General features: G+C 43.0%; 21 protein-coding genes and 1 tRNA gene. 20 read left to right on the top strand and 2 right to left on the bottom strand.

Annotated features, from left to right (window positions below):
• The 7 genes from AK822_RS12600 to hisC all read left to right on the top strand — a co-directional run bounded on the left by AK822_RS12600 (nucleotide 1) and on the right by hisC (nucleotide 7513).
• Nucleotides 1–840, top strand: a complete 840-nt coding sequence (locus AK822_RS12600; protein WP_060491882.1) for a BON domain-containing protein — start codon at nucleotides 1–3, stop codon at nucleotides 838–840.
• 276 nt (nucleotides 841–1116) lie between these two features.
• Complete coding sequence (locus tag AK822_RS12595) at nucleotides 1117–2124, top strand: alpha/beta hydrolase (RefSeq protein ID WP_228139031.1); 1008 nt, start codon at nucleotides 1117–1119, stop codon at nucleotides 2122–2124.
• 122 nt (nucleotides 2125–2246) lie between these two features.
• Nucleotides 2247–2498 carry a BolA family protein gene (locus tag AK822_RS12590; RefSeq protein ID WP_010200621.1) on the top strand — a complete coding sequence of 84 codons (252 nt, stop codon included), beginning with the start codon at nucleotides 2247–2249 and terminating at the stop codon, nucleotides 2496–2498.
• Between the two features lie 105 nt (nucleotides 2499–2603).
• The gene (gene murA, locus AK822_RS12585; RefSeq protein WP_060491881.1) at nucleotides 2604–3872 is read left to right on the top strand and encodes a UDP-N-acetylglucosamine 1-carboxyvinyltransferase; all 1269 of its coding nucleotides are present in this window, start codon (nucleotides 2604–2606) and stop codon (nucleotides 3870–3872) included.
• 147 nt (nucleotides 3873–4019) lie between these two features.
• Nucleotides 4020–4715, top strand: coding sequence for an ATP phosphoribosyltransferase (gene hisG, locus AK822_RS12580; RefSeq protein ID WP_060491880.1), 696 nt, complete (start codon nucleotides 4020–4022; stop codon nucleotides 4713–4715).
• Nucleotides 4716–5004: 289 nt separating this feature from the next.
• Complete coding sequence (hisD, locus tag AK822_RS12575) at nucleotides 5005–6300, top strand: histidinol dehydrogenase (protein WP_060491879.1); 1296 nt, start codon at nucleotides 5005–5007, stop codon at nucleotides 6298–6300.
• Between the two features lie 79 nt (nucleotides 6301–6379).
• Complete coding sequence (hisC, locus tag AK822_RS12570) at nucleotides 6380–7513, top strand: histidinol-phosphate transaminase (RefSeq protein ID WP_060491878.1); 1134 nt, start codon at nucleotides 6380–6382, stop codon at nucleotides 7511–7513.
• 124 nt (nucleotides 7514–7637) lie between these two features.
• Here hisC and AK822_RS12565 read toward each other — a convergent pair whose 3' ends face one another.
• Both AK822_RS12565 and AK822_RS12560 read right to left on the bottom strand, forming a co-directional pair.
• Nucleotides 7638–9335 (bottom strand): anthranilate synthase component I family protein, encoded by a 1698-nt coding sequence (locus AK822_RS12565; protein ID WP_060491877.1) that lies wholly within the window; start codon nucleotides 9333–9335, stop codon nucleotides 7638–7640.
• Between the two features lie 2 nt (nucleotides 9336–9337).
• Nucleotides 9338–10573 (bottom strand): beta-ketoacyl-ACP synthase II, encoded by a 1236-nt coding sequence (locus AK822_RS12560; RefSeq protein ID WP_060491876.1) that lies wholly within the window; start codon nucleotides 10571–10573, stop codon nucleotides 9338–9340.
• 496 nt (nucleotides 10574–11069) lie between these two features.
• On the opposite strand from AK822_RS12560, the gene AK822_RS12555 reads away from it, so the two are divergent.
• From AK822_RS12555 to rpoB, 13 genes are all read left to right on the top strand, one after another.
• Nucleotides 11070–12263, top strand: coding sequence for an EcsC family protein (locus AK822_RS12555; RefSeq protein ID WP_060491875.1), 1194 nt, complete (start codon nucleotides 11070–11072; stop codon nucleotides 12261–12263).
• Nucleotides 12264–12710: 447 nt separating this feature from the next.
• The gene (gene rpsL / locus AK822_RS12550) at nucleotides 12711–13085 is read left to right on the top strand and encodes a 30S ribosomal protein S12 (protein WP_011281154.1); all 375 of its coding nucleotides are present in this window, start codon (nucleotides 12711–12713) and stop codon (nucleotides 13083–13085) included.
• Nucleotides 13086–13291: 206 nt separating this feature from the next.
• Nucleotides 13292–13765: a 30S ribosomal protein S7 gene (rpsG, locus tag AK822_RS12545; RefSeq protein ID WP_021814163.1), complete on the top strand. Its 474-nt coding sequence runs from the start codon at nucleotides 13292–13294 to the stop codon at nucleotides 13763–13765.
• Between the two features lie 345 nt (nucleotides 13766–14110).
• Nucleotides 14111–16237 (top strand): elongation factor G, encoded by a 2127-nt coding sequence (fusA, locus tag AK822_RS12540; RefSeq protein ID WP_060491874.1) that lies wholly within the window; start codon nucleotides 14111–14113, stop codon nucleotides 16235–16237.
• A gap of 224 nt (nucleotides 16238–16461) precedes the next feature.
• On the top strand, nucleotides 16462–17652 hold the full coding sequence (gene tuf, locus AK822_RS12535) for an elongation factor Tu (RefSeq protein ID WP_055124836.1): 1191 nt from the start codon (nucleotides 16462–16464) through the stop codon (nucleotides 17650–17652).
• A gap of 380 nt (nucleotides 17653–18032) precedes the next feature.
• Nucleotides 18033–18108: transfer RNA gene (locus tag AK822_RS12530), tRNA-Trp, on the top strand.
• Nucleotides 18109–18159: 51 nt separating this feature from the next.
• On the top strand, nucleotides 18160–18648 hold the full coding sequence (gene secE, locus AK822_RS12525; RefSeq protein WP_083475710.1) for a preprotein translocase subunit SecE: 489 nt from the start codon (nucleotides 18160–18162) through the stop codon (nucleotides 18646–18648).
• A gap of 57 nt (nucleotides 18649–18705) precedes the next feature.
• A complete protein-coding gene (gene nusG, locus AK822_RS12520) occupies nucleotides 18706–19236 on the top strand; it encodes a transcription termination/antitermination protein NusG (protein WP_045443893.1) in 531 nt (176 codons plus the stop codon).
• A 91-nt stretch (nucleotides 19237–19327) separates the two neighbouring features.
• Entirely contained in the window at nucleotides 19328–19759 is a 432-nt protein-coding gene (gene rplK, locus AK822_RS12515; protein WP_010201717.1) for a 50S ribosomal protein L11, read from the top strand.
• A complete protein-coding gene (gene rplA / locus AK822_RS12510; protein WP_045443901.1) occupies nucleotides 19760–20461 on the top strand; it encodes a 50S ribosomal protein L1 in 702 nt (233 codons plus the stop codon).
• 446 nt (nucleotides 20462–20907) lie between these two features.
• Nucleotides 20908–21435 (top strand): 50S ribosomal protein L10, encoded by a 528-nt coding sequence (rplJ, locus tag AK822_RS12505; RefSeq protein WP_045443904.1) that lies wholly within the window; start codon nucleotides 20908–20910, stop codon nucleotides 21433–21435.
• A gap of 126 nt (nucleotides 21436–21561) precedes the next feature.
• Entirely contained in the window at nucleotides 21562–21933 is a 372-nt protein-coding gene (rplL, locus tag AK822_RS12500; protein WP_011514491.1) for a 50S ribosomal protein L7/L12, read from the top strand.
• A gap of 806 nt (nucleotides 21934–22739) precedes the next feature.
• A complete protein-coding gene (gene rpoB / locus AK822_RS12495) occupies nucleotides 22740–26858 on the top strand; it encodes a DNA-directed RNA polymerase subunit beta (RefSeq protein WP_060491873.1) in 4119 nt (1372 codons plus the stop codon).
• Nucleotides 26859–26999 lie beyond the last annotated feature (141 nt).

Below are 26999 nucleotides of genomic sequence, written 5' to 3'. Positions count from 1 at the left end.
ATGACACGGATGCATTTGCGCACTGCTATTTTTGGCTCATCACGCGGCACCGCGATAGGCGTCATGCTAATGACCAGCATCGTCACTACGGGCTGTACCACCAATTATTTGACCAACAGTACAGAAGGTACGTATGGTGTGCCGATGACAGAGCGTACCATTCCGCAGCGATTACTGGATCGCAGTATCGAACATACCGTCAAAATCAATGTTTATGGGTTAAAAGAAGACCTGCAGCAAACCAGTCGTATGGGTATTGATAGCTTTAATAGTGAAGTGTTATTGACAGGCGAGGTACCCACTGAGGCCATCAAAGTGGAAGTCGAAAAAGTTGTCAGCTCTATGCCAGATGTGCGTCATGTCTATAATGAGCTAAACGTCAGCGCGTCTAAAGGCTATAGCTCGACAGTTCATGATGGCTATATCACCTCAAAGCTGCTGGCAAAAGTCGCCGCGAGTGATGGTGTCAAAGCCTCACAGATCAAAGCCGTGACCAATGATGGTGTGGTTTATATTATGGGACGTATGACACCGACTCAGCAGAGTCACCTAATCGATATCGCCAATAGCACCGTTGGTGTGACTGAGCTGGTGCTGCTGACGACCGTCGTTGATGACAGGGGCGTAAAGATAAGTAAAGACGATATTATGTCTGAAAATAACTTGGTAAATCCTGCTTTAGCGCCAGTCGTTGTGGACGGGGTAGCTGCTGCTAGCGTTAATAATTCTGAAGCGCCAGCGTCCGTTGACACATCGACTCCTATCGTCGTGACCGAAGATGGCACAACCGTTGAGCAACCGTCATCAAGCCCATATATAGACCTGTATCAAGATCCGTAAAAAGTGTTCTAAAATACAGCTGTTATTTATTAATAAAACAAAAAAACAGTGGCTAAATAGCTTGTAGCGTAAGCTATTTGCCCCGTCAGTTTAAACCGTGTTTAATGACAAGAAACCTAAACACTGTTAACAGGAAAAACACGAGAACTTCTGAGCCAGCCAGTAAGATATAAAAAGCGAATAGTAGATAAGACAGTATTAGTGCTTATTTTATAAAACGGCTGTCGCAGTGCTGTTAATTTTGATCCATGTATAAATATAATAGGGATACTGGCAATGAAGGATGCAAACAAGCGCTTAGAATATAATAAAAGCCGTCAAAAAATAAATAATGAAAGCATGACTAATAATACTGCTAGCAAAGTAGGCATTCTAAAATTCACAGGTGTCGCCGCCTTAGCACTGGGTAGCGTTGCCCTAGCCACTCAGAATGCGCAAGCTCTATCGCCACTGGCTATCGTCAATGGCATTACTGCTAGTGGCGGCGTTGGCGTCAGCAAAAATATTCTCTATGGTGATGAGCCCGATCAAGATTTGGATATTTATTATCCCAAGCCATTAGCACAAGCGATGAAAGCTCAAAGCGCTATCAATGATGGTGCGATTAATGATAGCTATCCGATGGTGGTGTTTGTCCACGGTGGCTCATGGGAGAGTGGTAATAAAGAACAATATGCCTTTGTTGGTCAGAGTTTGGCGCAAGCAGGTTATGTCACCGCCGTAATTAATTATCGTAAAGCGCCTGAGCATGTGTACCCTGATTATGTCAAAGATACGGCGCAAGCGATTGCTTGGAGTATCAATAATGCTCCGAGCCTACATGCTGATCCTAAACGCTTAGCGGTAATTGGACATTCTGCTGGTGCATTTAACGCGGTTGCAGCGGTCGCCAATGAAGATTTTTTAGCGCCTTATGGTATTAAGCCAAAGGATATTACCGCGGTCGTGGGTATTGCGGGTCCTTATAGTTATGACTTCCGTAAATTTGATAGCGCCACCGCCTTTGCTGCTGATGCTACGCCAGACGACGTCATGCCAGACCGTCAAATCAAAGGCGAGCAGCCCCCGTATTTATTGTTGACTGCCGAAAAAGACAAAGTAGTGTACGCGACCAATACGATTAAAATGACCAAAGCGTTGCAAGAGGCGGGCGTCACCGTAGAAAACGGTGAAATAAAAGGTGCCAGTCATGCGATCAGTATTGGTGCGATGGCACCGCCGCTACGTTGGGTCAATGATGTACGCGCGCAAGTACTGACGTACTTGGATAAAATGCTCAAATAATGGACGGCAATCAGAAGTTAGGTGCAGTTGCGTAAGACAGTACTGTAAGATGCTTAAACTCTTGTTATAATGTCGTCACTTTAAATCTATACCCTATCTGACACTTTAAGGCAGAATATTCTATGAGCATGAACGCTGACGATTTGATTGCATTTTTACAGACTCACTTCCCAGACGCTTTTATTCAAGCTGCCAATCAAGGTAATAAGTTTGATGTACGCGTGGTTGATGCAAGCTTTGAAGGTAAGCGTGCCGTGCAACGTCAGCAGGCGATTTATGCATTAGTCAATGATAAGATCGCCAGTGGCGATATTCATGCGCTCAATATTCAAGCGCTGACGCCTGCTGAATGGGACGTTCAATCCAAAGGCTAGACCGTTATACATATGATTGGGCTTATTAGACTGGCTATTATATTGGCTGGGTGTGATTGGTCTGATTTTCACTATTTTAATACTCATCGTTAGGTTGTCACTTCTATGGATCAATTTTTAATCACTGGTAGTAGTCGTATCGCAGGGGAAGTTACTATCTCAGGCGCCAAAAATGCTGCTTTGCCGTTACTTGCCGCTATGATATTGGCCGAGACGCCAACGACATTGCACAATGTGCCATCGTTACAAGATGTGCGGACGTTGATTGAATTGATCGGTGGCATGGGTATCAAAATCCAAAAGCAGGACGATACTGTCACCTGCGATACTAAAAATATCGATAATTTCTATGCACCGTATGATTTGGTAAAGACCATGCGCGCATCGATTTTAGTGCTTGGACCATTGCTGGCACGTTTTGGTGAGGCAGAAGTGTCATTGCCCGGCGGCTGTGCCATTGGTTCACGTCCTGTTGACCAACATCTAAAAGCCTTTGAGGCGATGGGTGCTGAAATTAGTGTCGAAAATGGCTACGTAAAAGCACGAGCGCCAAAAGGCGGCAAGCTGATTGGCTGTAATTACTCTTTTGATATGATTACCGTGGGCGGTACTGAAAACGTCATTATGGCAGCCGCACTTGCCAAAGGTACGACCGTTTTAGGTAATTGTGCACTTGAGCCAGAAGTCGTTGATTTGGCCAATATGTTGGTCGCGATGGGTGCTAAAATCAGCGGTATCGGTACTTCGATCATGACCATCGAAGGCGTTGAGCGCTTACATGGTTGTGAGTATTCAGTGGTGCCAGACCGTATCGAAACTGGCTCTTACCTTGCTGGCGCACTCATGACGCGTGGCGATGTGTTGACTAAAAACACCTCTGCGCTATTACTAACACCTGTGTTAGAAAAATTCGAAGACATGGGTGCCATTATTACCAGCGGTGACGATTGGATTCGTGCGCAGATGAAAGGTCGCCCTAAAGCGGTTGATATCCGTACTCAGCCGCATCCAGGTTTCCCAACAGATATGCAAGCGCAGGTCATGGCTATTGCGTGTCTGGCGGATGGTACGAGTACCTTTATCGAAAATATCTTTGAAAACCGCTATATGCATATCCCTGAGCTTAATCGTCTAGGCGCTTCTATCCAAGTAGATGGTCATACGGCCGTAGTAAAAGGCGTCGAAAACTTCACCGCTGCCCCTGTGATGGCGACTGATTTACGTGCATCTATGTCGTTGGTGATGGCAGCGGCAACTGCTGAAGGTGAAAGTTTAATCGATCGCATTTATCATATCGATCGTGGCTATGAGCATGTCGAAGAAAAACTGCGTGCGCTTGGGGTCAATATCGAACGTATCAATACTAATGACTAATATCGATTTACTTATCAAATCCATGACCTCAATGATTGACACGATTGGCATTGATATGAATAGCTTAGCAATCTACCATTATTAGTAACCTACCACTAAAAGCCCCCTTCAGCGGGGGTGTTAACTGCACATGGACACGATGTCATTATGACTGAAGCAAGCAATAGCCTACCAAATAATGGTTTATTAAATGAAGTAAATGATGAGTTTTCAGGCTTAACACTGGCCTTATCAAAAGGTCGTATTCTAGAAGAGACCATGCCACTGCTACGCGCAGCTGGTGTTGAGTTATTAGAAGATCCTGAAGCCTCACGCAAACTTATTTTTCCAACCTCAAACCCCAATGTGCGTGTATTGATTTTGCGTGCCAGTGATGTGCCAACCTACGTTGAGCATGGTGCGGCTGACTTTGGGGTGGCGGGTAAAGATGTGTTGCTTGAACATGGTGCCAACCATGTCTATGAATTGCTTGATTTGCAAATTGCTCAGTGTAAGTTGATGACAGCTGGTGTAAAAGATGCGCCGCTACCCAATCGTCGCCTACGTATTGCGACCAAATACGTCAATGTTGCCCGCGCTTACTTTGCCAGCCAAGGTCAGCAAGTGGATGTGATTAAACTGTATGGCTCTATGGAGCTTGCGCCGTTGGTCGGATTGGGTGATTTGATCGTCGATGTGGTTGATACAGGTAATACGTTGCGCGCCAACGGTCTTGAAGCACGCGATCATATTTGCGATGTGTCCTCACGCCTTATCGTCAATCAAGTGAGCTACAAGCGTAAATTTGCGTTACTTGAGCCGATTTTAGATAGCTTCAAAAACAGCATTGCCAGCGCTTCATAAATTAATTCCTAATGAATCAATGCTTTATCAAACGATACTAATCATTGGTAATCTCAAGCATTGTCATACAAATTTTTAAACCAGTTTAGCGCTATAAGATAGATATAGCGTGCTAAACTGGTTTTGTTGTATTTGCTTGCCAGAAAGTATGAGGTTAGTATAATCTGAACAAACTAAATATATAAAAACTGGTATATCAGCCATCACAATTATTATTAATACTCAATACCCCTCATTTTTACATCGCTAATTTTCAGCAGTCTTTTATGCTCAGATATAGGATTAAGTCATGCGCCAACTAAGTACCCAAGATGTCGATTTTGACAGTCAGTTGACAGAGTTACTTGCCTTTGAAACCGTCAATGATGCCGATTTACTTAAGACCGTTGATGATATCATCGCGCAAGTTCGGCATGATGGTGATCGCGTCGTACTGGCGTTAACCCAGCAATTCGATCAGCATCCGGCGACGACGATGCAAGAGCTAGAGCTGTCTAAAGAGGCGCTTGCTGAAGCGTTTGCGAATCTTGATGATACAGTAAAATCCGCATTGACCACCGCAGCAACGCGTGTGCAGACCTTTCATGAGCGCCAAGTACAAGAGACTTGGCAGTATGAAGATGAGCTTGGTAATTGCTTGGGTCAAAAAGTCACCGCACTTGATCGAGTAGGCATCTATGTCCCTGGTGGTTTGGCCTCTTATCCGTCTTCGGTATTGATGAATGCCATCCCTGCCAAAGTGGCGGGTGTTAAAGAGGTCATCATGGTGGTGCCAGCGCCAAAAGGCGTGCTCAATCCATTGGTGTTAGCCGCCGCACATTTGGCACAAGTCGACCGTGTCTTTACCATAGGCGGTGCGCAAGCGGTTGCTGCCTTGGCATATGGTACCGACACGATTCCAGCGGTGGATAAGATCACTGGCCCTGGTAATAAATATGTTGCAGCGGCAAAGCGCGCGGTATTTGGTCAAGTTGGGATTGATATGATCGCTGGTCCCTCTGAAGTATTGGTATATGCAGAGGGCGAGGCGCAAGACCGTGCTGATTGGTTGGCGATGGATTTATTGTCACAAGCTGAGCATGATCGCATTGCCCAAGCTATCTTTGTCACGACCAGTGAACAGCAGCTTGCAGACGTAGCGGCTGAAATTGAAAAAGCGCTGGCAGAGTTGCCAAAAGCCGATATCGCCCGCGATTCCCTAAAAAATCGTGGCGCACTTATTTTAGTCAAAGACCGCGTTGAAGGTATGGCCGTGATTAATCGGGTTGCCCCAGAACATTTAGAGTTGTCAGTTGATCATCCTGATGCGCTACTCAACGATATTCGTCATGCAGGTGCTATTTTCATGGGGCGTCACACGCCTGAGGCGATTGGTGACTACTGCGCAGGACCCAATCACGTGTTGCCAACCTCTGGCACTGCGCGTTTCTCTTCACCGCTTGGTGTTTATGATTTCCAAAAGAAATCCTCTATTATTTATTGTACTGAAGCCGGTAGTAAGCCATTGGCTGAGACCGCAGATATTTTAGCGCAACGTGAGGACTTAGAAGCCCATGCGCGCTCAGCTCGTTATCGTTATCAGTAACGTGGCTTAATAATTACTTTTGAATTGTACTTTTGAGATTTATGTTTAATAATTTATGTGGCTAATAGTAGGATAACTTATGAGTGAGTTAAAGATAGACACCAGACTTTGGTCATCTAAAGCGCGTAATTTGTCACCTTACGTTCCTGGTGAGCAGCCTCAGCATGAAAATTTATGCAAATTAAATACCAATGAAAACCCATTCCCGCCGTCACCAAAAGTAGGCGAGGCAATCGCAAAAGTCCTAGAGCAGCAAGCGGATGATCTGCGTTTATATCCAGCGCCTGAGTCTGATGATTTGCGTGCCGCATTGGCACAACTCTATGATATTGATATCAACCAAGTGTTTGTTGGCAATGGCTCTGATGAAGTATTGGCGCTAGTATTTGCCAGCTTTTTCCTAAAAGAGCGACCTGTTTTAGCACCTGATATCAGCTATAGTTTCTATCCAGTCTATGCGCAGACCTTTGGTATCGAGCTGGTGCAAATTGCCTTGGAAGAAGATTTTAGTATTGATCCTGATGCTTATCGCCAGCCTTGTAGCGGCATTATCATTGCCAATCCAAATGCCCCAACTGGATTATTATTATCGCTTGCCGATATTCGCAAGCTGGCTAGTGAGCACTCAAACTCAGTGATTGTGATTGATGAGGCTTATATTGATTTTGCACGGGCAGTTGACGGTAGCTCAGATGCAGAAATTTCAGCAGTGAGCTTAATCAATGAGTTTGACAACATTCTTGTGACCCAAACTTTTTCAAAGTCACGTTCGCTCGCTGGATTACGTGTTGGTATGGCTTTTGGCAATGCCTCATTGATTGAAGCCTTAACCCGTATGAAAAACAGCTTTAATAGCTATCCACTGGATAAGCTGGCGCAAGTAGGGGCGACTGCCAGTGTATTGGATGTTGAGTATTTTACCCAGACCTGCCAGCAAGTCATCGACTTACGCCAATCTCTTACAGCAGAGCTGACAGCGTTAGGTTTTGATGTGTTGCCATCGCATGCCAACTTTGTTTTTGCCCGCCCTAAAGACGGTAATGCCAATACGGTAGCGAATGCGTTACGTGAGCAAGGCATTATCGTCCGTCATTTTGACAAGCCACGCATCAATGAGTATTTGCGTATCACTACCGGTACAGCAGAGCAAAACAACCGTTTGATAGATGCTTTACAGACGTTGCAGAAAGAGGCTGAAATTATTGCTGATTAATATCTGGTTCGCGATTTTGACAATTAATAATTGAATCACGATGCTTATATTGATAAAAAGCCTGCCAACATTATGTTGAGCAGGCTTTTTTATGGATTTCTTTGGTCGTACTTTTAGAACAACCTTAAGGACATTTGTTGATATTGTCTTGAGTTAAAACGCTTAATAGATTACCGACTTTATCCAAACACTCTTGGTATTCAGCATCGCAATCAGAGGCGACAGTGATACCACCGCCTGCCCATAAGCTGATATGTCTTTTTTTCAGCCCATTATGTGATGAAGTGTTAGCTTGCAGCGTACGAATGAGTACATTCCATTGACCACTACCATCAAAGTTCATATAGCCCAATGTGCCGCAATAAGCACCGCGCGGCGCAGTTTCTAGTTCAGATATAATTTCAACCGCTCGCTTTTTTGGTGTACCAGTAATTGAGCCAGCAGGCAAACTACCAAATAAAACGGCGAGTGGGTGAGTGTCCGTCTGTAATTCTGCGGTAATAGTGCTGACCATATGGTGCACATTACTAAAACTCTCAATCGAGAATAACTGCGGCACTTTGACGCTGCCAATCTTGGCATATTTGCCCAAATCATTACGTAGCAAATCGACAATCATGACGTTTTCGGCACGGTCTTTTTCGCTATCGATAAGCTGCTGTTTATAAGCATTATCTTGTTCAGTATTCAATCCACGCGGCATCGTGCCTTTAATAGGTTTGGTGCGTATATGGTGCTTGCCAGTGTCATCGTCTTTAATAAAGGTAAAAAACAGTTCAGGCGAGCAGCTTAATAATTCAAATTGATTGTCTTGCGTATTAACGCTGATTTTACTAGTAAAATCATTGACTGCTAAATACCCTGCAAACGGCGCTCGGGTATTACTATGTAAAGCAGGTAAATAATCAATCAGCATCGGCAAGGTGCCATTATCACTAGGATTATGATCAAAAAAACCTTGCCATTCTTGGGTTAGGTTGATTTGATAACAGTCGCCTTGCTGTAGATAGTTTTGGGTTTGATTAAATGCTTGTTGATAGTCTTGTTTGCGCCATCGTGATTTTAACACTAAAGGAGCAGGCAGTGGTGATGCTGTCAGTTGCGTTTTATTGAGACAGTTATCAGCCAGCTTTTTATCTACTATATCTAAATAAGAGACAAGTGCCGTGATTATTTTATTTTTTTGCTGATTATTAAAGTCGTTTTCAGAGTTGTTAGCAGTTGCCTTTATCGTTAATTTCCAACCTGTGTTGCCATGATTTCCATCAGGTGCTAGGTAAATATCGTAATGCCCTAATACGGCACAAGGCTGTGCTGCTCGCTTAATTTTGGCGGCCGGACTTAGCTCATGAGCCGCAATATCATAACCAATAAAACCTATCAGACCATGATGATAACTTGGTTTTTCATTTAAATCGCTTACTGATTCTGAGTTTTCATTATCAGTCTCATAAGTTTGACTATAACTGATTAATTCATCTTGCCAGTCGCTATAACTCATATGAGTGATATCATTGTGAACGGCGTCACGATAGGTTTTTGTGACTTGATAAAGGGATGCTTGTTCGTTCGAATCTGGCGTGTTTTCAGCATAATCATAAACAGACCAGCTTACGTTTGGCAATAAGCCAATCACCGGTCGGCCATCATTATTGAGCCAAACCAATTGCCAGTTTGCCTCAGTATCTTGTGCGATCAAATACTGCTGTAGCAGTGGCATAAGTTCTGCAGACGATAGGTCACCAAAACGCCAGCTAGGTTTAGTAGCTGGCGATGGGTCAGAAATTGTCTGCTCAGTTTTGAGAGGATGTGCTGCGAGCATAGTTAGGCGTCAAACTTTTTAATGATTAATGTGGCATTAGTACCGCCAAAGCCAAAGCTGTTGCTCATTAGTGTCTCAAGCTTGGCTTCACGCATTTCGGTGACAATATCAAAGCCTTCAGCCGCAGGGTCTAAATTATCAACATTAATACTGGGCGCAATGAAGCCTTCTTCTAGCATCAATAAGCAATAAATCAGCTCTTGCGCACCAACGGCACCAAGGCTATGACCTGTCATAGATTTGGTTGAGCTGATCGCAGGTACTTGACTGATATCATCGCCAAATGCTTTAGCAATGGCTTTAAGCTCAGTGATGTCACCAAGTGGCGTACTAGTACCGTGGCTATTGATATAGTCGACAGTTTGCAAACCAGCTTCGGCTAGGGCTTGCTGCATACAGCGCACGGCACCTTCACCACTTGGCGCAACCATTTCAGCACCATCAGAGCTGGCACCATAACCGACGATTTCAGCCAGTATATTGGCACCACGTGCTTGTGCATGTTCTAGACTTTCAACCACGACCATCGCACCACCAGCAGCAATCACGAAGCCATCACGATCTTTATCATAAGCTCTTGAGGCGCGCTGCGGTGTCTCATTATATTGAGTACTGACTGCACCCATGGCATCAAACATACAAGACTGTGTCCAATGTTCCGCTTCGCTACCACCCGCGAGTATCACATCTGCTTTGCCTAATTGAATAAGTTCAGCCGCATGACCGATGCAATGGGTTGAGGTGGCACAAGCAGAGGTGAGCGAGTATGATACGCCTTGGATTTTTAGACCAGTAGCAAGCGCCGCTGATACTGAGCTGCCCATCGTTTTTGGCACAGCCATCGCGCCGACACCGCGCAGACCTTTATCCCGCATGGCATCTATAGCATTGACAATATTCTCTGTCGATGCGCCGCCAGAGCTTGCGACCACGCCCACGCGTGGATTATTATTGATGGTTTCAAGCGACAAACCAGACTGCTCAATGGCATTTAAAGCACTGACATAAGCGTATAGACTGGCATCACTAAAAAACCGCTTCAACTTACGATCGATACCACTAGTATCAAGCGTTGACTGGTCGATACTGCCGCTAACGTGTGATTTAAACCCATGCTCAGCATAAGCCTCATTAAATGTAATGCCAGACTGCCCTTGCTTTAGAGCGGCAGTAACCGTGGCTAAATCATGTCCGATACAAGAGACGATCCCTGCTCCAGTGATAACAACGCGGCGCATATTCTATTCCTTATGAGTAACGATTTTTCACAATTACTTTTAATAATCGTTTTTAAGTATGTATTTCTATTATTTAATATTAGGATGTATTGAGCATTAAAGTCTCATTTTACAATCATTGTGATGATTATAGTAAAACTATATGCTTGGTAACTGATTATCTATAAGTAACGGACTACTTATAAATAGAAGTACAAGTGTACTGTGAGTTATGGCACATGATAACGTATCGAGCGTCCAAAATCTTTGTACAAGTGCAAAATAACGACAAAATCGCGCTTGCTGTCTAAAGTTATCTATAAAGACTATTTGGCTTAAGACAGCTTGTATAATGGTATCAATCATACATTAAGTGATACTTTTGGATACAAAATTTGTGATTGCGATAACATTGTTCGCACTGACATCGATTATAGTGATTGACTAGAATGGCACATCTATTATTATAAATCGCTTACAATAAAACAAAATTACTCATCACATTAAGGACATCACGATGGCGAAGCGTAGCACTCTCTCTAAAGGTATCACTACCGTTGGCTCTTTTACTCGCAATAATCTAGAGCGCATGGGCGCTATGATTGATAGCATGAATGCTAAGACGGGAAAACCACGTCAATACAAAGCAGTCAACTTAGGCGATGAAGACTATCAGCAGGATTTGTTCCGTGAGCAAACGTTGAAAGCCACTCAGCAATTGTTAGGGCCACGTTTTGCCACTTATGGTAAATATGCCAAAAAAGTAGTGCCAAATAGTTTTTTTCAGTCGACGGTCGATGGCGCTTTTGCACAAGTGGCAAACCTTGCCTCTAATTGGAGTCAGATTGATTTACCTAATGAGCATCGTTTCGCCAATATCGCAAGCTTGGATGATGAAGAGCGTTATGCATTAGCCACTGATATCGCCAATCAAAATCGTGCATTGGCAACGATAGGGGGCTTAACAGGTTTGGCTGGGCTTCCTGGTTTGCTGGCTGATACGCTTTGGCTTTTATTGGTATCATTACGTACCGTCTATCAGTTGGGTGCTGTTTACAATAAACCACTCACAGGTAAGCAAGGCGTTAAAATGGCTTATGAGCTGCTAGCGAATGCTGATCTGAGCAAGATGCAAGAAAAACAAGCATTGCTAGCAGGTATTGGTATAGGCAAAGGCTTATTGGATAATGCCCAAAGCAGTGGTCTACATAATGAGCTAAAAAACCTAGGTCTAAAGGATAAAAACGTCAACTTTTATGCAGAACAAGTTGACAGTATTGCCAGTCAGGTCGGTATTGACTTGGATAAAATCAATTTAACATGGATACGCAAATTCTTACCAGTTACCGCTGTTATCGTTGGTATGCGCTACAACAGCCAGCTCATTGATGAAGTGATTGGCGTGGCTCAAGCGACTTTTGCCCCAGAAGCCAAACTTGCTAATCGTGCAATCACTGATGATAGCGGTAATGAAGCTAAGGTAAACAAAACAGCTCACAATGACAAGCAGCAAGATGCTGAGAAAGAGTCAAGCAAGGATACCGATAGCAAGAAAGATACTACTAAAGAAAAAAATAACCATCAAGAAGCTGATGAAAAGGTCGTAAAAAAAACGCAGAAAGACGACAATGACAACAATGATAAGCAAGGCAGTCAGAATAAATCCTCTGACAGCAAATCAAACAATACGGTTAACAAGAAAAGCAAATAAGAGCGTCTAAATAATCAGACTTAAGTGTTGCTTTTCTTAAGCCAGCTTATATCATAGAAGGATTGTGAGCTGGATATCTACTACTAGTTTTGGCGATAGTGTCTTCTTTCTCTTGAAAAACAAGATAATATCGCCATTTAGTACTCATAAATTGCTATTTATTTATAGTCAAACATCTTATTTAAATCGTTTTTCGATATACTGTATGACAATCTACTTTTTAGCTGATTTTTAACTAAAAATAGATAAAGTGTTATAGTAGTAGGGTGAATGCATATCTATCAAATGTTGTAAAGTGCAATCACGCATAAGTGGTTGAAATAGCAGCAACAACTCTTTATAATACACTGTCCTAAAAATGGGTGTACCAAAATCTGTCATTAAAGTCAGATGGATGGTGCGTTTCCCCATTTTTTTGTTTTATACCAAACGGGAGAAGGATGCCTCATGGCAACAACTAACCAATTGATTCGTAAAGGTCGCAAAACCATCAAGGAAAAGTCAAAAGTTCCTGCGTTGGAAGCGTGTCCACAACGTCGTGGTGTATGTACTCGCGTATATACTACTACCCCTAAAAAACCTAACTCAGCCATGCGTAAAGTATGTCGTGTACGTTTGACTTCAGGCTATGAAGTATCAAGCTACATCGGCGGCGAAGGTCATAACTTACAAGAGCACAGTGTTGTTCTTATCCGTGGTGGTCGTGTAAAAGATCTACCAGGTGTACGTTATCACACCGTTCGTGGTGCATTAGATTGCGCAGGCGTAAAAGACCGTAAGCAAGGTCGCTCTAAATATGGTGCTAAGAAGCCTAAAGTTTAATAACTAATCGTTATTAGCTAAGCTTTTTTATACCAAACATTAACTGTGCATGGGTCTGGTGTTGACAGCATTATTAAATTAGTAATTCACTGTTAAAACATACCGCCGTGCAGTAAGGCTGACTGACAACTCGATATAACGCCATCCAATATTAATTGGTGCGAGATTGTGAATGTCAGACACTCCTGAAGAAAAGGATATTTATTATGCCAAGACGTCGCGTCGTTGCTACCCGTGAGATCCTACCGGATCCTAAGTTTGGTAGCCAAACTGTTGCAAAATTCATCAACCATGTAATGAGTCATGGTAAAAAATCTACTGCTGAGCGTATCGTTTATGGTGCACTTGAAACAGTAAGCGAAAAACGTAAAATCGAAGATCCAGTATCTTTCTTCGAAGAAGTTTTAGAAAATGTACGCCCAATGGTAGAAGTGAAAGCTCGCCGCGTTGGTGGTGCAACCTACCAAGTACCAATGGAAGTACGCCCCTCCCGTCGTACTGCCTTGGCTATGCGTTGGTTAGCGGAAGCTGCTGCTAAGCGTTCTGAAAAATCAATGGCTTTGCGTTTGGCTGGCGAATTGAATGATGCTGCTGATGGCAAAGGCGCTGCTATGAAAAAGCGTGACGAAGTTCACCGCATGGCAGATGCTAACAAAGCGTTCTCTCATTACCGTTTCTAAGCTACTGTCTATTAGTAGTAGCTTTAGATTAGCTGGCTGAAGTCAGCTAATCTTACATTGTTATTTATTCTATTGATTGCCGCCATCGTTTATCTTGTTGTAACTAGTTTTTGACTATCAACAACGAGATGGCGGACATCTATCAAGATGTCTCTCTTAATTAAGTATGCTTGTCACAAGAGAGCATCCCAAATCTGATGCCGCACTATTCTTAGTATTTGCTCTTTTTTTGTCCGTATTAGGCTCAATAATCAGTAAGTAATATGAAGCTGACCGCTTTGTCATAGAGTATGAGGTAGAGACACAATACATTATTATATACACGACTTTTCCTAGGAAAACACTATGGCTCGTAAAACTCCCCTAAAACGCTATCGCAACATTGGTATCTCAGCGCACATCGATGCTGGTAAGACAACCACTACTGAGCGTGTTTTATTCTATACCGGTGTTAGTCACAAACTTGGTGAAGTACATGATGGCGCAGCCACTATGGACTGGATGGAGCAAGAACAAGAGCGCGGTATTACTATTACCTCAGCGGCGACGACTTGTTTTTGGTCAGGTATGGCAAAACAGTTTGACGAACATCGTATCAACATTATTGACACCCCAGGTCACGTTGACTTCACGATCGAAGTTGAGCGTTCTATGCGTGTACTTGATGGCGCTTGCATGGTTTATTGTGCAGTAGGCGGCGTTCAGCCACAGTCTGAGACCGTATGGCGTCAGGCAAATAAATATAAAGTTCCACGTCTTGCATTTGTAAACAAAATGGATCGCGTTGGCGCTGATTTCTATCGTGTCATTGAGCAGATCAAAACTCGTCTAGGTGGTAATCCTGTGCCATTGGTTATTCCAATTGGTAAAGAAGATGACTTCGAAGGCGTTATCGATCTAGTTACGATGAAAGCTCTTTATTGGGATGAAGCATCTCAAGGTATGGAGTTTGAAGAGCGCGAAATCCCAGCTGAATTACAAGAAAAAGCAGAAGAGTATCGTGAGATTCTTGTAGAAAATGCGGCTGAAGCAACAGAAGAATTGATGAATGAGTATCTAGAAAATGGCGAGTTGTCTGTAGAGCAGATCAACACTGCTATTCGTCAATTGACTATTGATAACCAAATCATTCCATTACTTTGTGGTACTGCCTTTAAAAACAAAGGTGTACAAAAGATGTTGGATGCGGTCATTCAGTATCTTCCAGCACCAATGGATGTACCTGCTATTAAAGGTATCCTTGATGACAAAGATGAAACTGAAGGCACTCGTGAAGCGTCAGATGAAGCGCCATTCTCAGCTTTAGCATTTAAAATCATGAATGACAAATTCGTTGGTAACTTAACCTTCGTTCGTGTTTATTCAGGTGTTTTAACGCAAGGTAGCAGCGTTTATAACCCAGTTAAAATGAAGCGTGAGCGCGTTGGTCGTATCGTACAGATGATGGCTAACTCTCAAGAAGAGTTGCAAGAAATCCGTACTGGTGATATCGCTGCATTGGTCGGCATGAAAGATGTAACGACTGGTGATACGCTATGTGATGAGCAAAATGTTATCACGCTTGAGCGCATGGAATTCCCAGATCCAGTTATCAGCCTAGCGGTTGAACCTAAGACCAAAGCTGACCAAGAAAGAATGTCTATCGCTTTGGGTCGTTTGGCGAAAGAAGATCCATCGTTCCGTGTACATACTGACGAAGAGTCTGGTCAGACAATCATCAGTGGTATGGGTGAGCTGCATTTAGAGATTCTTGTTGATCGTATGAAGCGTGAGTTTAACGTTGAAGCGAACATCGGTGCGCCGCAGGTTGCTTATCGTGAAACGATTCGTAACACGGTTGAGCAAGAAGGCAAATTCGTACGTCAGACTGGTGGTCGTGGTAAATTCGGTCACGTTTGGTTACGTCTTGAGCCACTTGATCCAGCGGGCGATACTGAATATGAATTCGCTGAAGAAGTTGTTGGTGGTACTGTACCGAAAGAATTCCATGGTGCTGTGGATAAAGGTATCCGAGAACGCATGAAAAATGGCGTACTTGCTGGTTATCCAGTGGTTGGCGTAAAAGCGACCTTGTATGACGGTTCTTACCATGACGTCGACTCGGATGAGCTATCATTTAAGATGGCTGGTTCTATGGCATTCAGAAAAGGCTTCATGGCAGCAGATCCAGCGCTACTTGAGCCAATCATGAAAGTTGAAGTTGAAACGCCTGAAGATTATATGGGCGATATCATGGGCGATCTTAACCGTCGTCGTGGTTTAGTACAGGGTATGGAAGACTTACCTGGCGGTACTAAGCAGATCCGTGCCGAAGTACCATTAGCAGAAATGTTTGGTTATGCCACACAAATGCGCTCAATGTCACAAGGCCGTGCTACTTATTCAATGGAATTCCAAAAGTACGCTGAAATTCCAAAATCAGTTGCTGCTGACATCATCTCTAAATTCAACAATAAAGATGATGACGAGTAAGTAATCGTCTATTAAATATGACAATGTAGCTATTATCTCTATGTTGTCGTAGAAGAATACGCCAATAATTGGTTAAAAGACTTGTTATTGGCGGTGATTTTCTTATAATATCTGCACATTAGTATGTGTACCCTTTTAACAATTATCTTAATGTGGTCAAGATCGTCTTTGTTATCGTATTTATACGAGCTTAGCATTTGACCCCAAAAAAAGAGGAAATACCCATGGCAAAGGCCAAGTTTGAACGCGTAAAGCCACACGTCAACGTCGGTACAATCGGACACGTTGACCACGGTAAAACAACCCTAACAGCTGCCATCGCAACTGTAGCAGCAATCACTTCAGGTGGCGAAGCCAAAGACTACGCGTCTATTGACTCAGCACCAGAAGAAAAAGCACGTGGCATCACCATCAACACCTCACACGTAGAATATGACACCCCAGCACGTCACTACGCTCACGTCGATTGCCCAGGTCACGCCGATTATGTTAAAAACATGATCACTGGTGCCGCTCAGATGGACGGCGCAATCCTAGTCGTATCAGCAACTGACGGCCCAATGCCACAAACCCGTGAGCACATCCTGCTTTCACGTCAGGTTGGCGTACCGTACATCATCGTATTCATGAACAAATGTGATGTTGTTGATGACGAAGAATTGCTAGAACTCGTAGAAATGGAAGTTCGTGAACTTCTTAATGACTACGACTTCCCAGGTGATGATACCCCAATCATCCATGGTTCAGCGACTGAAGCCCTAAAAGGCTCACAAGAAAAATACGGCCAACCAGCGGTTGTAGAACTTCTTAACGTTCTTGACACCTACATCCCAGAGCCAGAGCGTGACGTTGACAAAGCATTCCTAATGCCAATCGAAGACGTATTCTCAATCTCAGGCCGTGGTACTGTTGTAACAGGTCGTGTTGAATCTGGTATCGTACGCGTAGGCGACGAAATCGAAATCGTCGGTATCCGTGACACTCAAAAAACCACCTGTACTGGTGTAGAGATGTTCCGTAAACTGCTTGACGAAGGTCGTGCAGGTGAAAACTGTGGCGTACTACTACGTGGTACTAAGCGTGAAGACGTACAACGTGGCCAAGTACTAGCTAAGCCAGGTTCAATCACGCCTCACACCAAGTTTGACGCTGAAGTATATGTGTTGAGCAAAGAAGAGGGTGGTCGTCACACACCATTCCTAAACGGCTATCGTCCACAGTTCTACTTCCGTACTACTGACGTAACTGGTGCAATCCAATTACAAGACGGTACTGAAATGGTAATGCCTGGTGATAACGTTGAGATGGGCGTAGAGCTTATCCACCCAATCGCTATGGACAAAGGTCTTCGCTTCGCAATTCGTGAAGGCGGCCGTACTGTAGGCGCTGGTGTTGTTGCTAACGTACTAAACTAATCTATCAGTCTCAGTAATGAGATTGTAAGTTAGTCATAAAAAAGCCATCCTTGAATAAGGGTGGCTTTTTTTAGATCAAATGATCAGGAAATATGGTTATTCTTCGGTAGTATGAACACACCTTTCGTTATCTTAGCCAACATGATTAGCCAGTTATATCTATAACGTTTAGAATTTACTTTCCAATCTATTGTAATTCTTAGCGGAGCTTGCTATATTAACGCTGCTTCTTATTAGTCGCTTGTATCTTCATTTTGTTAAAGTAATGATGATTCAATAGCACATTCAAATAAGAGTAAAACTAGGTAAAAATAATAATTTTACCGCTAAAGGCTTGCATTTTATATCAAATATTGTATAATGCTGTCCTTTACACCCATAGGCGATTGGCTCAATTGGTAGAGCATCGGTCTCCAAAACCGAGGGTTGTAGGTTCGAGTCCTACATCGCCTGCCATCTTCTTATTACATCTTTGTTATACCTCACCATCTCCGAAGCGAGTTCTTTATGAGCAATGATCAAGATAACCTCGAGACTAAGTTATCTGATGCCAAGGCGGGTGCTGGTGGAATGCTGTCTAAAGGTAAGCACATCTCAGCGGGCAATCAAACAACTGCTGTTGAAGTGGCTAAAACAGGCTCAATAAAAGATGTGGTATTGTGGCTACTTGCCGCAGCAGTATTAATCGGGGCGACGTTAGTTAATCAGTATTTACCTGGCTATTGGCAACCTGCCAATGATGTCTGGGTACGTATTGGTATTATCGTTGCCCTTATTGTATTCGCCTTAGTATGCTTGGCATTAACGCATCAAGGCCGCGCTTTTAAAATATTATTAAAAGACGCTGCTGTTGAATTGCGCCGAGTGACATGGCCAGGTAAAGATGAAACGTTTCAATATACCTGGCAGGTCATTGTCATGATTGCCATTGTTGGTTTTCTGGTTTGGTTATTAGATAACTTTTTCAATTGGTTCGTTGGCATCTTTATTGGTTAGTCGCACGTATTAGTGAGTCTTACCCCAAAATTTACTTATAATGATCAGGAGCGTGATATGCGTTGGTATATTGTCCAAGCGTTTTCAGGATATGAAAAGCAAGTACAGCGTTCATTAACTGATCGTATTAATCGTAGTGACTTCGCTGAATCATTCGGTGACGTATTGGTTCCTACTGAAGAAGTCGTCGAAATGAAAGACGGCAAAAAGCGTAAGAGTGAGCGTAAGTTTTTTCCAGGTTATGTATTGATCCAGATGGAAATGAACGACAATACTTGGCACATCGTTAAAGAGTGCCCACGTATTATGGGTTTCATCGGTGGTACACCTGAAACACCAGCGCCAATTACGCAAGTAGAAGCGGATCGTATTTTAAACCGTTTGAATCAGACTGAAACTGACCCACGTCCTAAGACTCTATTTGAGCCGGGCGAAGAGCTGTTGGTTATCGATGGTCCATTTACTGACTTTAAAGGGTTGGTAGAAAAAGTGGATTACGAGAAGTCTAAACTACATTTAACGGTAAACGTATTTAATCGACCGACTCAGGTCGAGCTTGAATTTAGTAAAGTTGAAAAGCTAGACTAAATCAGCAAAAAAGTTCATCAACCGGGGAGCTGTTAGTCAATAAGGTTTATACCACATTGATTTGGCGCTATTACCCATTTAGGAGAAAATCATGGCTAAGAAGATTGATGGTTACATCAAACTACAAGTCCCTGCAGGTAAAGCAAATCCTTCACCACCGATTGGTCCAGCATTGGGTCAAAAAGGCGTGAACATCATGGCGTTCTGTAAAGAATTTAACGCTGCGACCTCAAACCAAGAGCCGGGTCTACCGATTCCTACTGAGATCACTGTATATAGCGATAAGTCTTTTACTTTCATCATGAAGTCACCACCAGCTGCATACTTACTACGTAAGGCTGCTGGTATCGCTAAAGGTTCTGGTACACCAAATACCGCTAAAGTCGGTAAAGTTGACCGTGCACAACTAGAAGACATCGTTAAGACCAAAGATGCAGATTTAACTGCTGCTGATCTTGATGCTGCTGTTCGTACCATCGCTGGTACTGCACGTTCAATGGGTATTACCGTGGAGGGTGTGTAAATGAGCAAGCTAACCAAACGTCAAAAAGAAATTCAAAGCCGTATCGTACATGAAAAGCAGTATACAGTTGAAGAAGCGGTTCAAATCCTAAACGATTTACCACCTCTTAAATTCAAAGAGTCAATTGATATTGCGATTAACTTGGGTGTTGACCCACGTAAATCTGATCAAGTGGTTCGTGGCGCTACCAACCTACCTGCTGGTACTGGTAAAACCAAACGCGTTGCTGTATTTGCTCAAGGTGCTGCTGCTGAAGCCGCCAAAGAAGCTGGTGCAGATATCGTTGGTTTTGAAGACCTAGCAGAATCAATCAAAGCTGGTAACATGGACTTTGATATCGTTATTGCTGCTCCTGATGCAATGCGTGTTGTTGGTCAACTAGGTACTATCCTAGGTCCACGTGGTCTAATGCCTAACCCTAAAGTCGGTACGGTTACGCCTAACGTTGCTGAAGCGGTTACTAACGCTAAAGCCGGTCAAGCACAGTATCGTGTAGACAAAGCAGGTATCATCCACACGACTATCGGTCAAGTTGGTTTTACTGCTGAGCAAGTAATCCAGAATGCTGAAGCACTGATTGCAGATTTAAGACGTGCTAAGCCTGCTACTTCTAAAGGTACTTTCATTAAGAAAATTACCTTGTCTAGCACGATGGGTCCTGGTCTAAGTATTGATCCAGTTCCATATCGCACAGCAAAATAATTAGATATGTGCCTTTATTTGACGATTTTGAATAAAGGCTGCAAAAATATTTTAAAGAATTAGGTCAGCGTAGCAAACGCTATGCTGTCTAAGACCGTAGGTAGAAAGCGGTTTTACGTTTTTATTAATTGTTTTCGGATCATTAGTAATAACAACGAGCTGCTTTTGTTAATCGACGAAAGATGAAAATCTTAGTTGTCCTACGCAGACGGTGACCCACCCAGTTGTTGATAAGAGCCGATAGTTAAATCTATCACTTGATGTCATTCTGATAACGGTGCCGTAATCAGTCGTTATAAGTAAATTTATTTTTAATAAATATGCTGATAACGTGTCGTATCAAGTCAGTCTAAGCGATTCGTTTAATTATTGAATGCCAATGCTTAAAAGCTTAGGTTTAAATGATTAAATATTCAGCTGATTGATAAGATTAAAGGAGTCAACTTATGGCATTAACGCTAGAGCAAAAACAACAAGTTGTGGCTGAAGTGTCTGAAGTTGCTGCTAATGCTTACTCAGCAGTAGCTGCCGAATATCATGGTATTGGTGTTGCAAAGCTTACTAAGCTGCGCGAACAAGCCCGTGAAAAAGGCGTCGTTTTGAAAGTGGTAAAAAACACCCTAGCAAAACGTGCGTTTGAAGGCACTAAGTTTGAGAGCATGTCAGACCGTATGACTGGTCCATTACTTTTGGCTTTCTCTATGGAAGATTTGGGATCTGCTGCTCGAGTTGTTTTCGAGTTCAGCAAAGATCACAAAGCTTTAGAGACCAAATTGGTATCAGTTGGTGGTGTTGTTTATGGTCCAGAAGAGCTAGAGCGCGTATCGAAGCTACCAACTCGCGACGAAGCAATCTCTATCTTGATGGCTACTATGAATGCACCAGTTACCAAGCTTGTTCAAACTATGAACGCTGTTCCTAGTAAGCTTGTTCGCACGGTAGCAGCAATCAAAGACGCAAAAGAAGCGGCATAATTGCTTGTTTTAACGTAACTTTGACATCGCCGATTGCACTTTATTGCCAACACTATTTGAAAATTTGGCAAGCAATCCAAGCGATTTTAAAATCAATTAATTTTTATCAGATAACGGAGAGTTCTCATGGCACTATCTAAAGATGACGTGTTAAACGCAATCGCTGAAATGTCAGTAATGGATATCGTTGAATTAATCAGCGCTATGGAAGAAAAATTCGGCGTAACAGCTGCTGTTGCTGCTGCACCTGCTGCTGCTGGCCCTGCTGCTGCTGCTGCTGAAGAAAAAGACGAGTTTGACGTAGTTCTTGCCAGCTTTGGCGAGAAGAAAGTTGGCGTAATTAAAGCCGTACGTGAAGCTACTGGTCTTGGCTTGAAAGAAGCGAAAGATTTGGTTGAAAGCGCTCCAGCTCCAATCAAAGAAGGCGTTAACAAAGCTGAAGCTGAAGAGTTGAAAAAGAAACTTGAAGAAGCTGGTGCAACTGTTGAACTAAAATAAGCTTCGCTTATCTTAGTGTTGTACAAAAAAAGCTGGTAATGCCTTGCATTGCCAGCTTTTTTTTACTATAATTCGTAGCTTGACCTTTTGTGTCTGCCAACAGTCGTATGCAACATCACGGTGGATACCCATCAAAAGGACAGACGATAGCTATGCAAATAAACACAGTGCAAGCACACATGCCAGTTTTTGAAATCAGTTAATTTAAGCTAAACGTCCATAGATGTTTGGCATTTTTTTGTGTCTGCATGCTTTCCCATTAACACTATAGTTTATACTGATTCTAAAAGTTATAGTTACCCCGATTATTATTACTTCTGAAAAGCTATTAAGTTTAGGTTGTCCGTTTCGCAGGGTATTACTGTCAGTAGTTAGGCTTATAGACGGTACATATCAGCGACGATATTAGTTTTGATAGAATTGTTGGTTTTGAAAGAGCCGGTTTTTTGAAAGAAAAATGACTAAATACAATCAGTTTTGATAGCAGATAACTTAGAAATACCCTTGAACGAGTCATTTTTTCTTACCTTTATGAGTAAGTTTTGCTTAAAAAACAATATGTTTTAGATGATGTGACATTGAATTTGGTCGTCTGAGTGGTCATATAGACTGACTTAGATACCGATCATAAAATGAAAGTAAGGGTGCTAAGTAAGCACTGATAGCAGAAGTAGTAATTGACAAAAGATATCAACTGAACACGATTACCTGTTTTATATTATCGTTTACGTCGCCAAGTTTGTATCGTATTTATGCACGCTGGCCACGCTTTTAATTTGTTTCCACGTTTACTGTAAGGACTCTCGATGGCATATTCTTATACTGAAAAAAAGCGTATTCGCAAAAGTTTTGCTGAATTGCCCACTGTGATGGACATTCCCTATTTACTGTCTATTCAAGTAGATTCTTACGAGCAATTTTTGCAAGAGCACAAAAAGCCAAAAGCTCGTGAGAATACTGGTTTGCAAGCTGCGTATTCCTCTATTTTCCCAATTGAGAGTCACTCTGGTAATGCAGAGCTACAATTCGTTGAATATTATTTAGGCACGCCTGAATTTGATGAGCGTGAGTGTATCTTGCGTGGCTCAACATTTGCTGCGCCGATGCGCGTCAAAATCCGTCTGATCATCAAAGACAAAGATAGCAAAGACAAAGACAGCAAAGCGGCTATCAAAGATATTCGTGAGCAAAGTGTCTATATGGGCGAGATGCCTTTGATGACAGCTAACGGTACTTTTATTATCAATGGTACTGAGCGTGTTATCGTATCTCAGTTACATCGCTCACCTGGCGTGTTCTTTGACCATGATAAAGGTAAGTCGCATTCAAGTGGTAAGGTGCTATATAACGCGCGTATCATTCCTTACCGTGGTTCATGGTTAGATTTTGAATTTGATGCCAAAGACTTAGTTTTTGCTCGTATTGACCGTCGTCGTAAGCTATTGGCTTCAATTATTCTACGTGCGCTTGGTTTGACAACGTCTGAAATCTTAGATTTGTTCTTTGATAAAGTAGCCGTATATAAAGGTGAAGAGCAGTTCGAGATTGATCTGGTTGCTGATCGCTTGCGCGGTGAGATGGCTCAGTTCGATATCGTATCACCAGAAGGTGATGTCATCGTAGAGCAGGGCAAGCGTATTAATGCACGCCGTATTCGTCAGCTTGAAGAAGCAGGTATGACGAAGATTGCGATACCTGATGAATATCTCTATGAGCGTATTTTAGCTGAAGATATCGTGGTGAATGACGAAGTTATCGCTAAAGCGAATACATTGATTGACCATGAGTTATTGGTTAAATTAAGCGCATTTGAAGCCAGCGAGTCTATCAAAGAGTTCAGCATTTTATTCACTAATGATATCGATCAAGGCAGTTATATTGCCGACACTTTGCGTGCTGATAGTACGTCAAGCCGTGAAGAAGCATTGATTGAAATCTATAAAGTCATGCGTCCAGGTGAGCCACCAACGGTTGAGACCGCTGAAAAACTATTTGACAGTATGTTCTTCAACGCTGATCGTTATGACTTATCGAACGTCGGTCGTATGAAATTTAACCGCCGTTTAGGGTTAGAGTTTGATAATACTGATGATCCAGACATTCAACGAGCTCGTAGCGTATTGACCAACGCTGATATCGTTAATGTCCTAAAAGAATTGATTGAGATTCGTAACGGTCGCGGTGAAGTCGATGATATCGATCACTTGGGTAACCGTCGTATTCGTTCTGTAGGCGAAATGGCAGAAAACCAATTCCGTGTTGGTCTAGTACGTGTAGAGCGTGCGGTCAAAGAGCGTCTGAGCTCAGCGGAATCTGATAACTTGTCACCACAAGATTTGATTAACTCGAAGCCTGTTGCGGCTGCGGTTAAAGAGTTCTTTGGTTCAAGCCAGTTGTCACAGTTTATGGATCAGAACAACCCATTGTCTGAAGTTACCCATAAACGCCGTGTCTCAGCACTAGGACCCGGTGGTCTAACTCGTGAACGTGCAGGCTTTGAAGTACGTGACGTACATGATACCCATTATGGCCGTGTATGCCCGATTGAGACTCCTGAAGGTCCAAACATTGGTCTTATCAACTCATTGGCAACCTTTGCTAAAACCAACAGCTTTGGCTTCTTAGAAACGCCATATCGCCGTGTGGTTGACGGTAAAGTAACGGATATCATTGAGTATCTATCAGCAATTGAAGAAGTCGGTACGGTCATTGCACAGGCTGATTCACCAGTAACCGGAGAAGGCGCGTTATCTGATGAAATGGTCAGTGTCCGTAGCTATGGTGAATTCGTGCGTATGCCGCCAGAAAAAGTGACGCATATGGATGTGTCGCCAAGTCAGGTTGTATCGGTAGCGGCAGGTTTGATTCCGTTCCTAGAGCATGATGATGCTAACCGAGCGCTTATGGGCTCGAACATGCAGCGTCAGGCAGTTCCTACGCTACGTGCTGATAAGCCATTAGTCGGTACCGGTATGGAGCGTCACGTTGCGCGTGACTCAGGTGTTTGTGTGATCGCTAAGCGTGGCGGTGTGATCGAAGACGTTGATGCATCACGTGTTGTGGTTCGTGTCAATGAAGATGAGATGATTGCTGGTGAAGCTGGTATTGATATCTATAACCTCGTTAAATACACGCGTTCTAACCAAAATACTTGTATCAACCAACGTATTATCGTCAACCAAGGTGATGCTATTGCTGTAGGTGATATCTTGGCTGATGGTCCGTCAACGGATCTTGGTGAGCTTGCATTGGGTCAGAACATTCGCATCGCATTTATGCCGTGGAATGGTTACAACTTCGAAGATTCAATCTTGCTTTCTGAAAAAGTGGTTAAAGAAGATCGTTTCACGACTATTCATATTCAAGAATTAACTTGTGTAGCACGTGATACCAAGCTAGGTACTGAAGAAATTACTGCCGATATTCCAAACGTTGGCGAAGCGGCGCTATCAAGTCTTGATGAAGCAGGTATCGTTTATATCGGTGCTGAAGTCGACGCTGGTGATATCTTAGTTGGTAAAGTGACGCCAAAAGGTGAAACGCAACTAACGCCAGAAGAGAAATTGCTCCGGGCTATCTTTGGTGAAAAAGCGGCTGATGTTAAAGACACGTCGCTACGCGTACCAACATCAAGTAAAGGCACGGTTATTGACGTTCAAGTCTTTACTCGTGACGGCGTTGAAAAAGATGCACGTGCAAGAGCAATTGAAAAATCACAGCTTGATAGCTATCGTAAAGATTTAAAAGAAGAGCTACGTATCTTTGAAGAAGCGGCTCGTGGTCGTATTGGTAATCTGTTAGATGGTCAAAAAGTCAGCGGTGGTTCTGGTCTAAAAGCCGGTACAGTGATGGCATTGGCTGATATGAAAGATATGAGCCTTGAGACTTTGCTTGATATTCAGCCTGTTGAAGAAGAAATCTCTGAGCGTCTAACGCAAATCGCTGAGTATTTGGTTGATAAGCAAAAAGATATCGATGTGAAGTTTGCTGAGAAAAAACGCAAATTGACCGCTGGTGATGACTTGCAGCACGGCGTACAAAAAATCGTTAAAGTATATCTAGCGGTTAAGCGTCGTATTCAGCCTGGTGATAAGATGGCGGGTCGTCATGGTAACAAAGGTGTGGTATCGCGCATTATGCCAGTTGAAGATATGCCTTATGATGAAAATGGTAATACCGTTGACATCGTCTTGAACCCACTTGGTGTACCATCTCGTATGAACATCGGTCAGGTTTTAGAAACGCATTTGGGTATGGCAGCGAAAGGCTTGGGTGAGAAGATCGATGGTATGCTCAAATCGCAAGCAGCGATCAAAGATTTACGTGACTTCTTAGACAAAATCTATAACCAAGTCGGCGGTGAGCAAGTTGATCTTGATAGCTTGAGTGATGATGACATCATGGCGCTAGCAGATAACTTGCGCGCTGGTGTACCAATGGGCACAGCAGTATTTGACGGCGCAAGAGAAAGCCAAGTTAAGGATCTGTTAGAGCTTGCTGGTATGGATCGCAATGGTCAACAGACATTGTATGATGGTCGTACTGGTCAGAAGTTTGACCGTAAAGTGACCGTTGGTTATATGTACATGCTCAAACTTAACCATTTGGTTGATGACAAAATGCATGCACGTTCTACTGGTTCTTACTCACTAGTTACGCAGCAGCCACTCGGCGGTAAAGCTCAGTTTGGTGGTCAGCGCTTCGGTGAGATGGAAGTCTGGGCACTAGAAGCTTATGGCGCGACTTACACGTTGCAGGAAATGCTGACTGTGAAGTCGGATGACGTTGAAGGCCGTACACGTATGTATAAAAACATCGTTGATGGTGAGCAGTATATGGATCCAGGTATGCCTGAATCGTTCAACGTACTGACCAAAGAAATCAAATCATTGGGTATTAATATTGAGTTAAAGCAAACCCATTAAGCACGGCTGGCTGAGGCTACCTTTAACATAGCTTCAGTTAATTATTATCCTTAGTGGTCAATCTAAAAGCAGTACGCGCATAGCTGCTGCTTTTAGTGATTTGTCTCAACCCTATTCATTGCCTTCATTCATCTTATTTGC

The sequence above is a fragment of the Psychrobacter sp. P11F6 genome (genome assembly GCF_001435295.1).
GTDB lineage: Bacteria > Pseudomonadota > Gammaproteobacteria > Pseudomonadales > Moraxellaceae > Psychrobacter.
Note: the sequence above shows the minus strand (reverse complement) of the source record. Positions and strands in the feature narration are given on the sequence as shown.

Bases quoted from the DNA above. Each gene is read 5' to 3' on its own strand.
- AK822_RS12600 (WP_060491882.1), top strand. From the start codon at position 1: ATGACACGGATGCATTTGCGCACTGCTATTTTTGGCTCATCACGCGGC.
- AK822_RS12595 (WP_228139031.1), top strand. From the start codon at position 1,117: ATGAAGGATGCAAACAAGCGCTTAGAATATAATAAAAGCCGTCAAAAA.
- AK822_RS12590 (WP_010200621.1), top strand. From the start codon at position 2,247: ATGAGCATGAACGCTGACGATTTGATTGCATTTTTACAGACTCACTTC.
- murA (WP_060491881.1), top strand. From the start codon at position 2,604: ATGGATCAATTTTTAATCACTGGTAGTAGTCGTATCGCAGGGGAAGTT.
- hisG (WP_060491880.1), top strand. From the start codon at position 4,020: ATGACTGAAGCAAGCAATAGCCTACCAAATAATGGTTTATTAAATGAA.
- hisD (WP_060491879.1), top strand. From the start codon at position 5,005: ATGCGCCAACTAAGTACCCAAGATGTCGATTTTGACAGTCAGTTGACA.
- hisC (WP_060491878.1), top strand. From the start codon at position 6,380: ATGAGTGAGTTAAAGATAGACACCAGACTTTGGTCATCTAAAGCGCGT.
- AK822_RS12565 (WP_060491877.1), bottom strand. From the start codon at position 9,335: ATGCTCGCAGCACATCCTCTCAAAACTGAGCAGACAATTTCTGACCCA.
- AK822_RS12560 (WP_060491876.1), bottom strand. From the start codon at position 10,573: ATGCGCCGCGTTGTTATCACTGGAGCAGGGATCGTCTCTTGTATCGGA.
- AK822_RS12555 (WP_060491875.1), top strand. From the start codon at position 11,070: ATGGCGAAGCGTAGCACTCTCTCTAAAGGTATCACTACCGTTGGCTCT.
- rpsL (WP_011281154.1), top strand. From the start codon at position 12,711: ATGGCAACAACTAACCAATTGATTCGTAAAGGTCGCAAAACCATCAAG.
- rpsG (WP_021814163.1), top strand. From the start codon at position 13,292: ATGCCAAGACGTCGCGTCGTTGCTACCCGTGAGATCCTACCGGATCCT.
- fusA (WP_060491874.1), top strand. From the start codon at position 14,111: ATGGCTCGTAAAACTCCCCTAAAACGCTATCGCAACATTGGTATCTCA.
- tuf (WP_055124836.1), top strand. From the start codon at position 16,462: ATGGCAAAGGCCAAGTTTGAACGCGTAAAGCCACACGTCAACGTCGGT.
- secE (WP_083475710.1), top strand. From the start codon at position 18,160: ATGAGCAATGATCAAGATAACCTCGAGACTAAGTTATCTGATGCCAAG.
- nusG (WP_045443893.1), top strand. From the start codon at position 18,706: ATGCGTTGGTATATTGTCCAAGCGTTTTCAGGATATGAAAAGCAAGTA.
- rplK (WP_010201717.1), top strand. From the start codon at position 19,328: ATGGCTAAGAAGATTGATGGTTACATCAAACTACAAGTCCCTGCAGGT.
- rplA (WP_045443901.1), top strand. From the start codon at position 19,760: ATGAGCAAGCTAACCAAACGTCAAAAAGAAATTCAAAGCCGTATCGTA.
- rplJ (WP_045443904.1), top strand. From the start codon at position 20,908: ATGGCATTAACGCTAGAGCAAAAACAACAAGTTGTGGCTGAAGTGTCT.
- rplL (WP_011514491.1), top strand. From the start codon at position 21,562: ATGGCACTATCTAAAGATGACGTGTTAAACGCAATCGCTGAAATGTCA.
- rpoB (WP_060491873.1), top strand. From the start codon at position 22,740: ATGGCATATTCTTATACTGAAAAAAAGCGTATTCGCAAAAGTTTTGCT.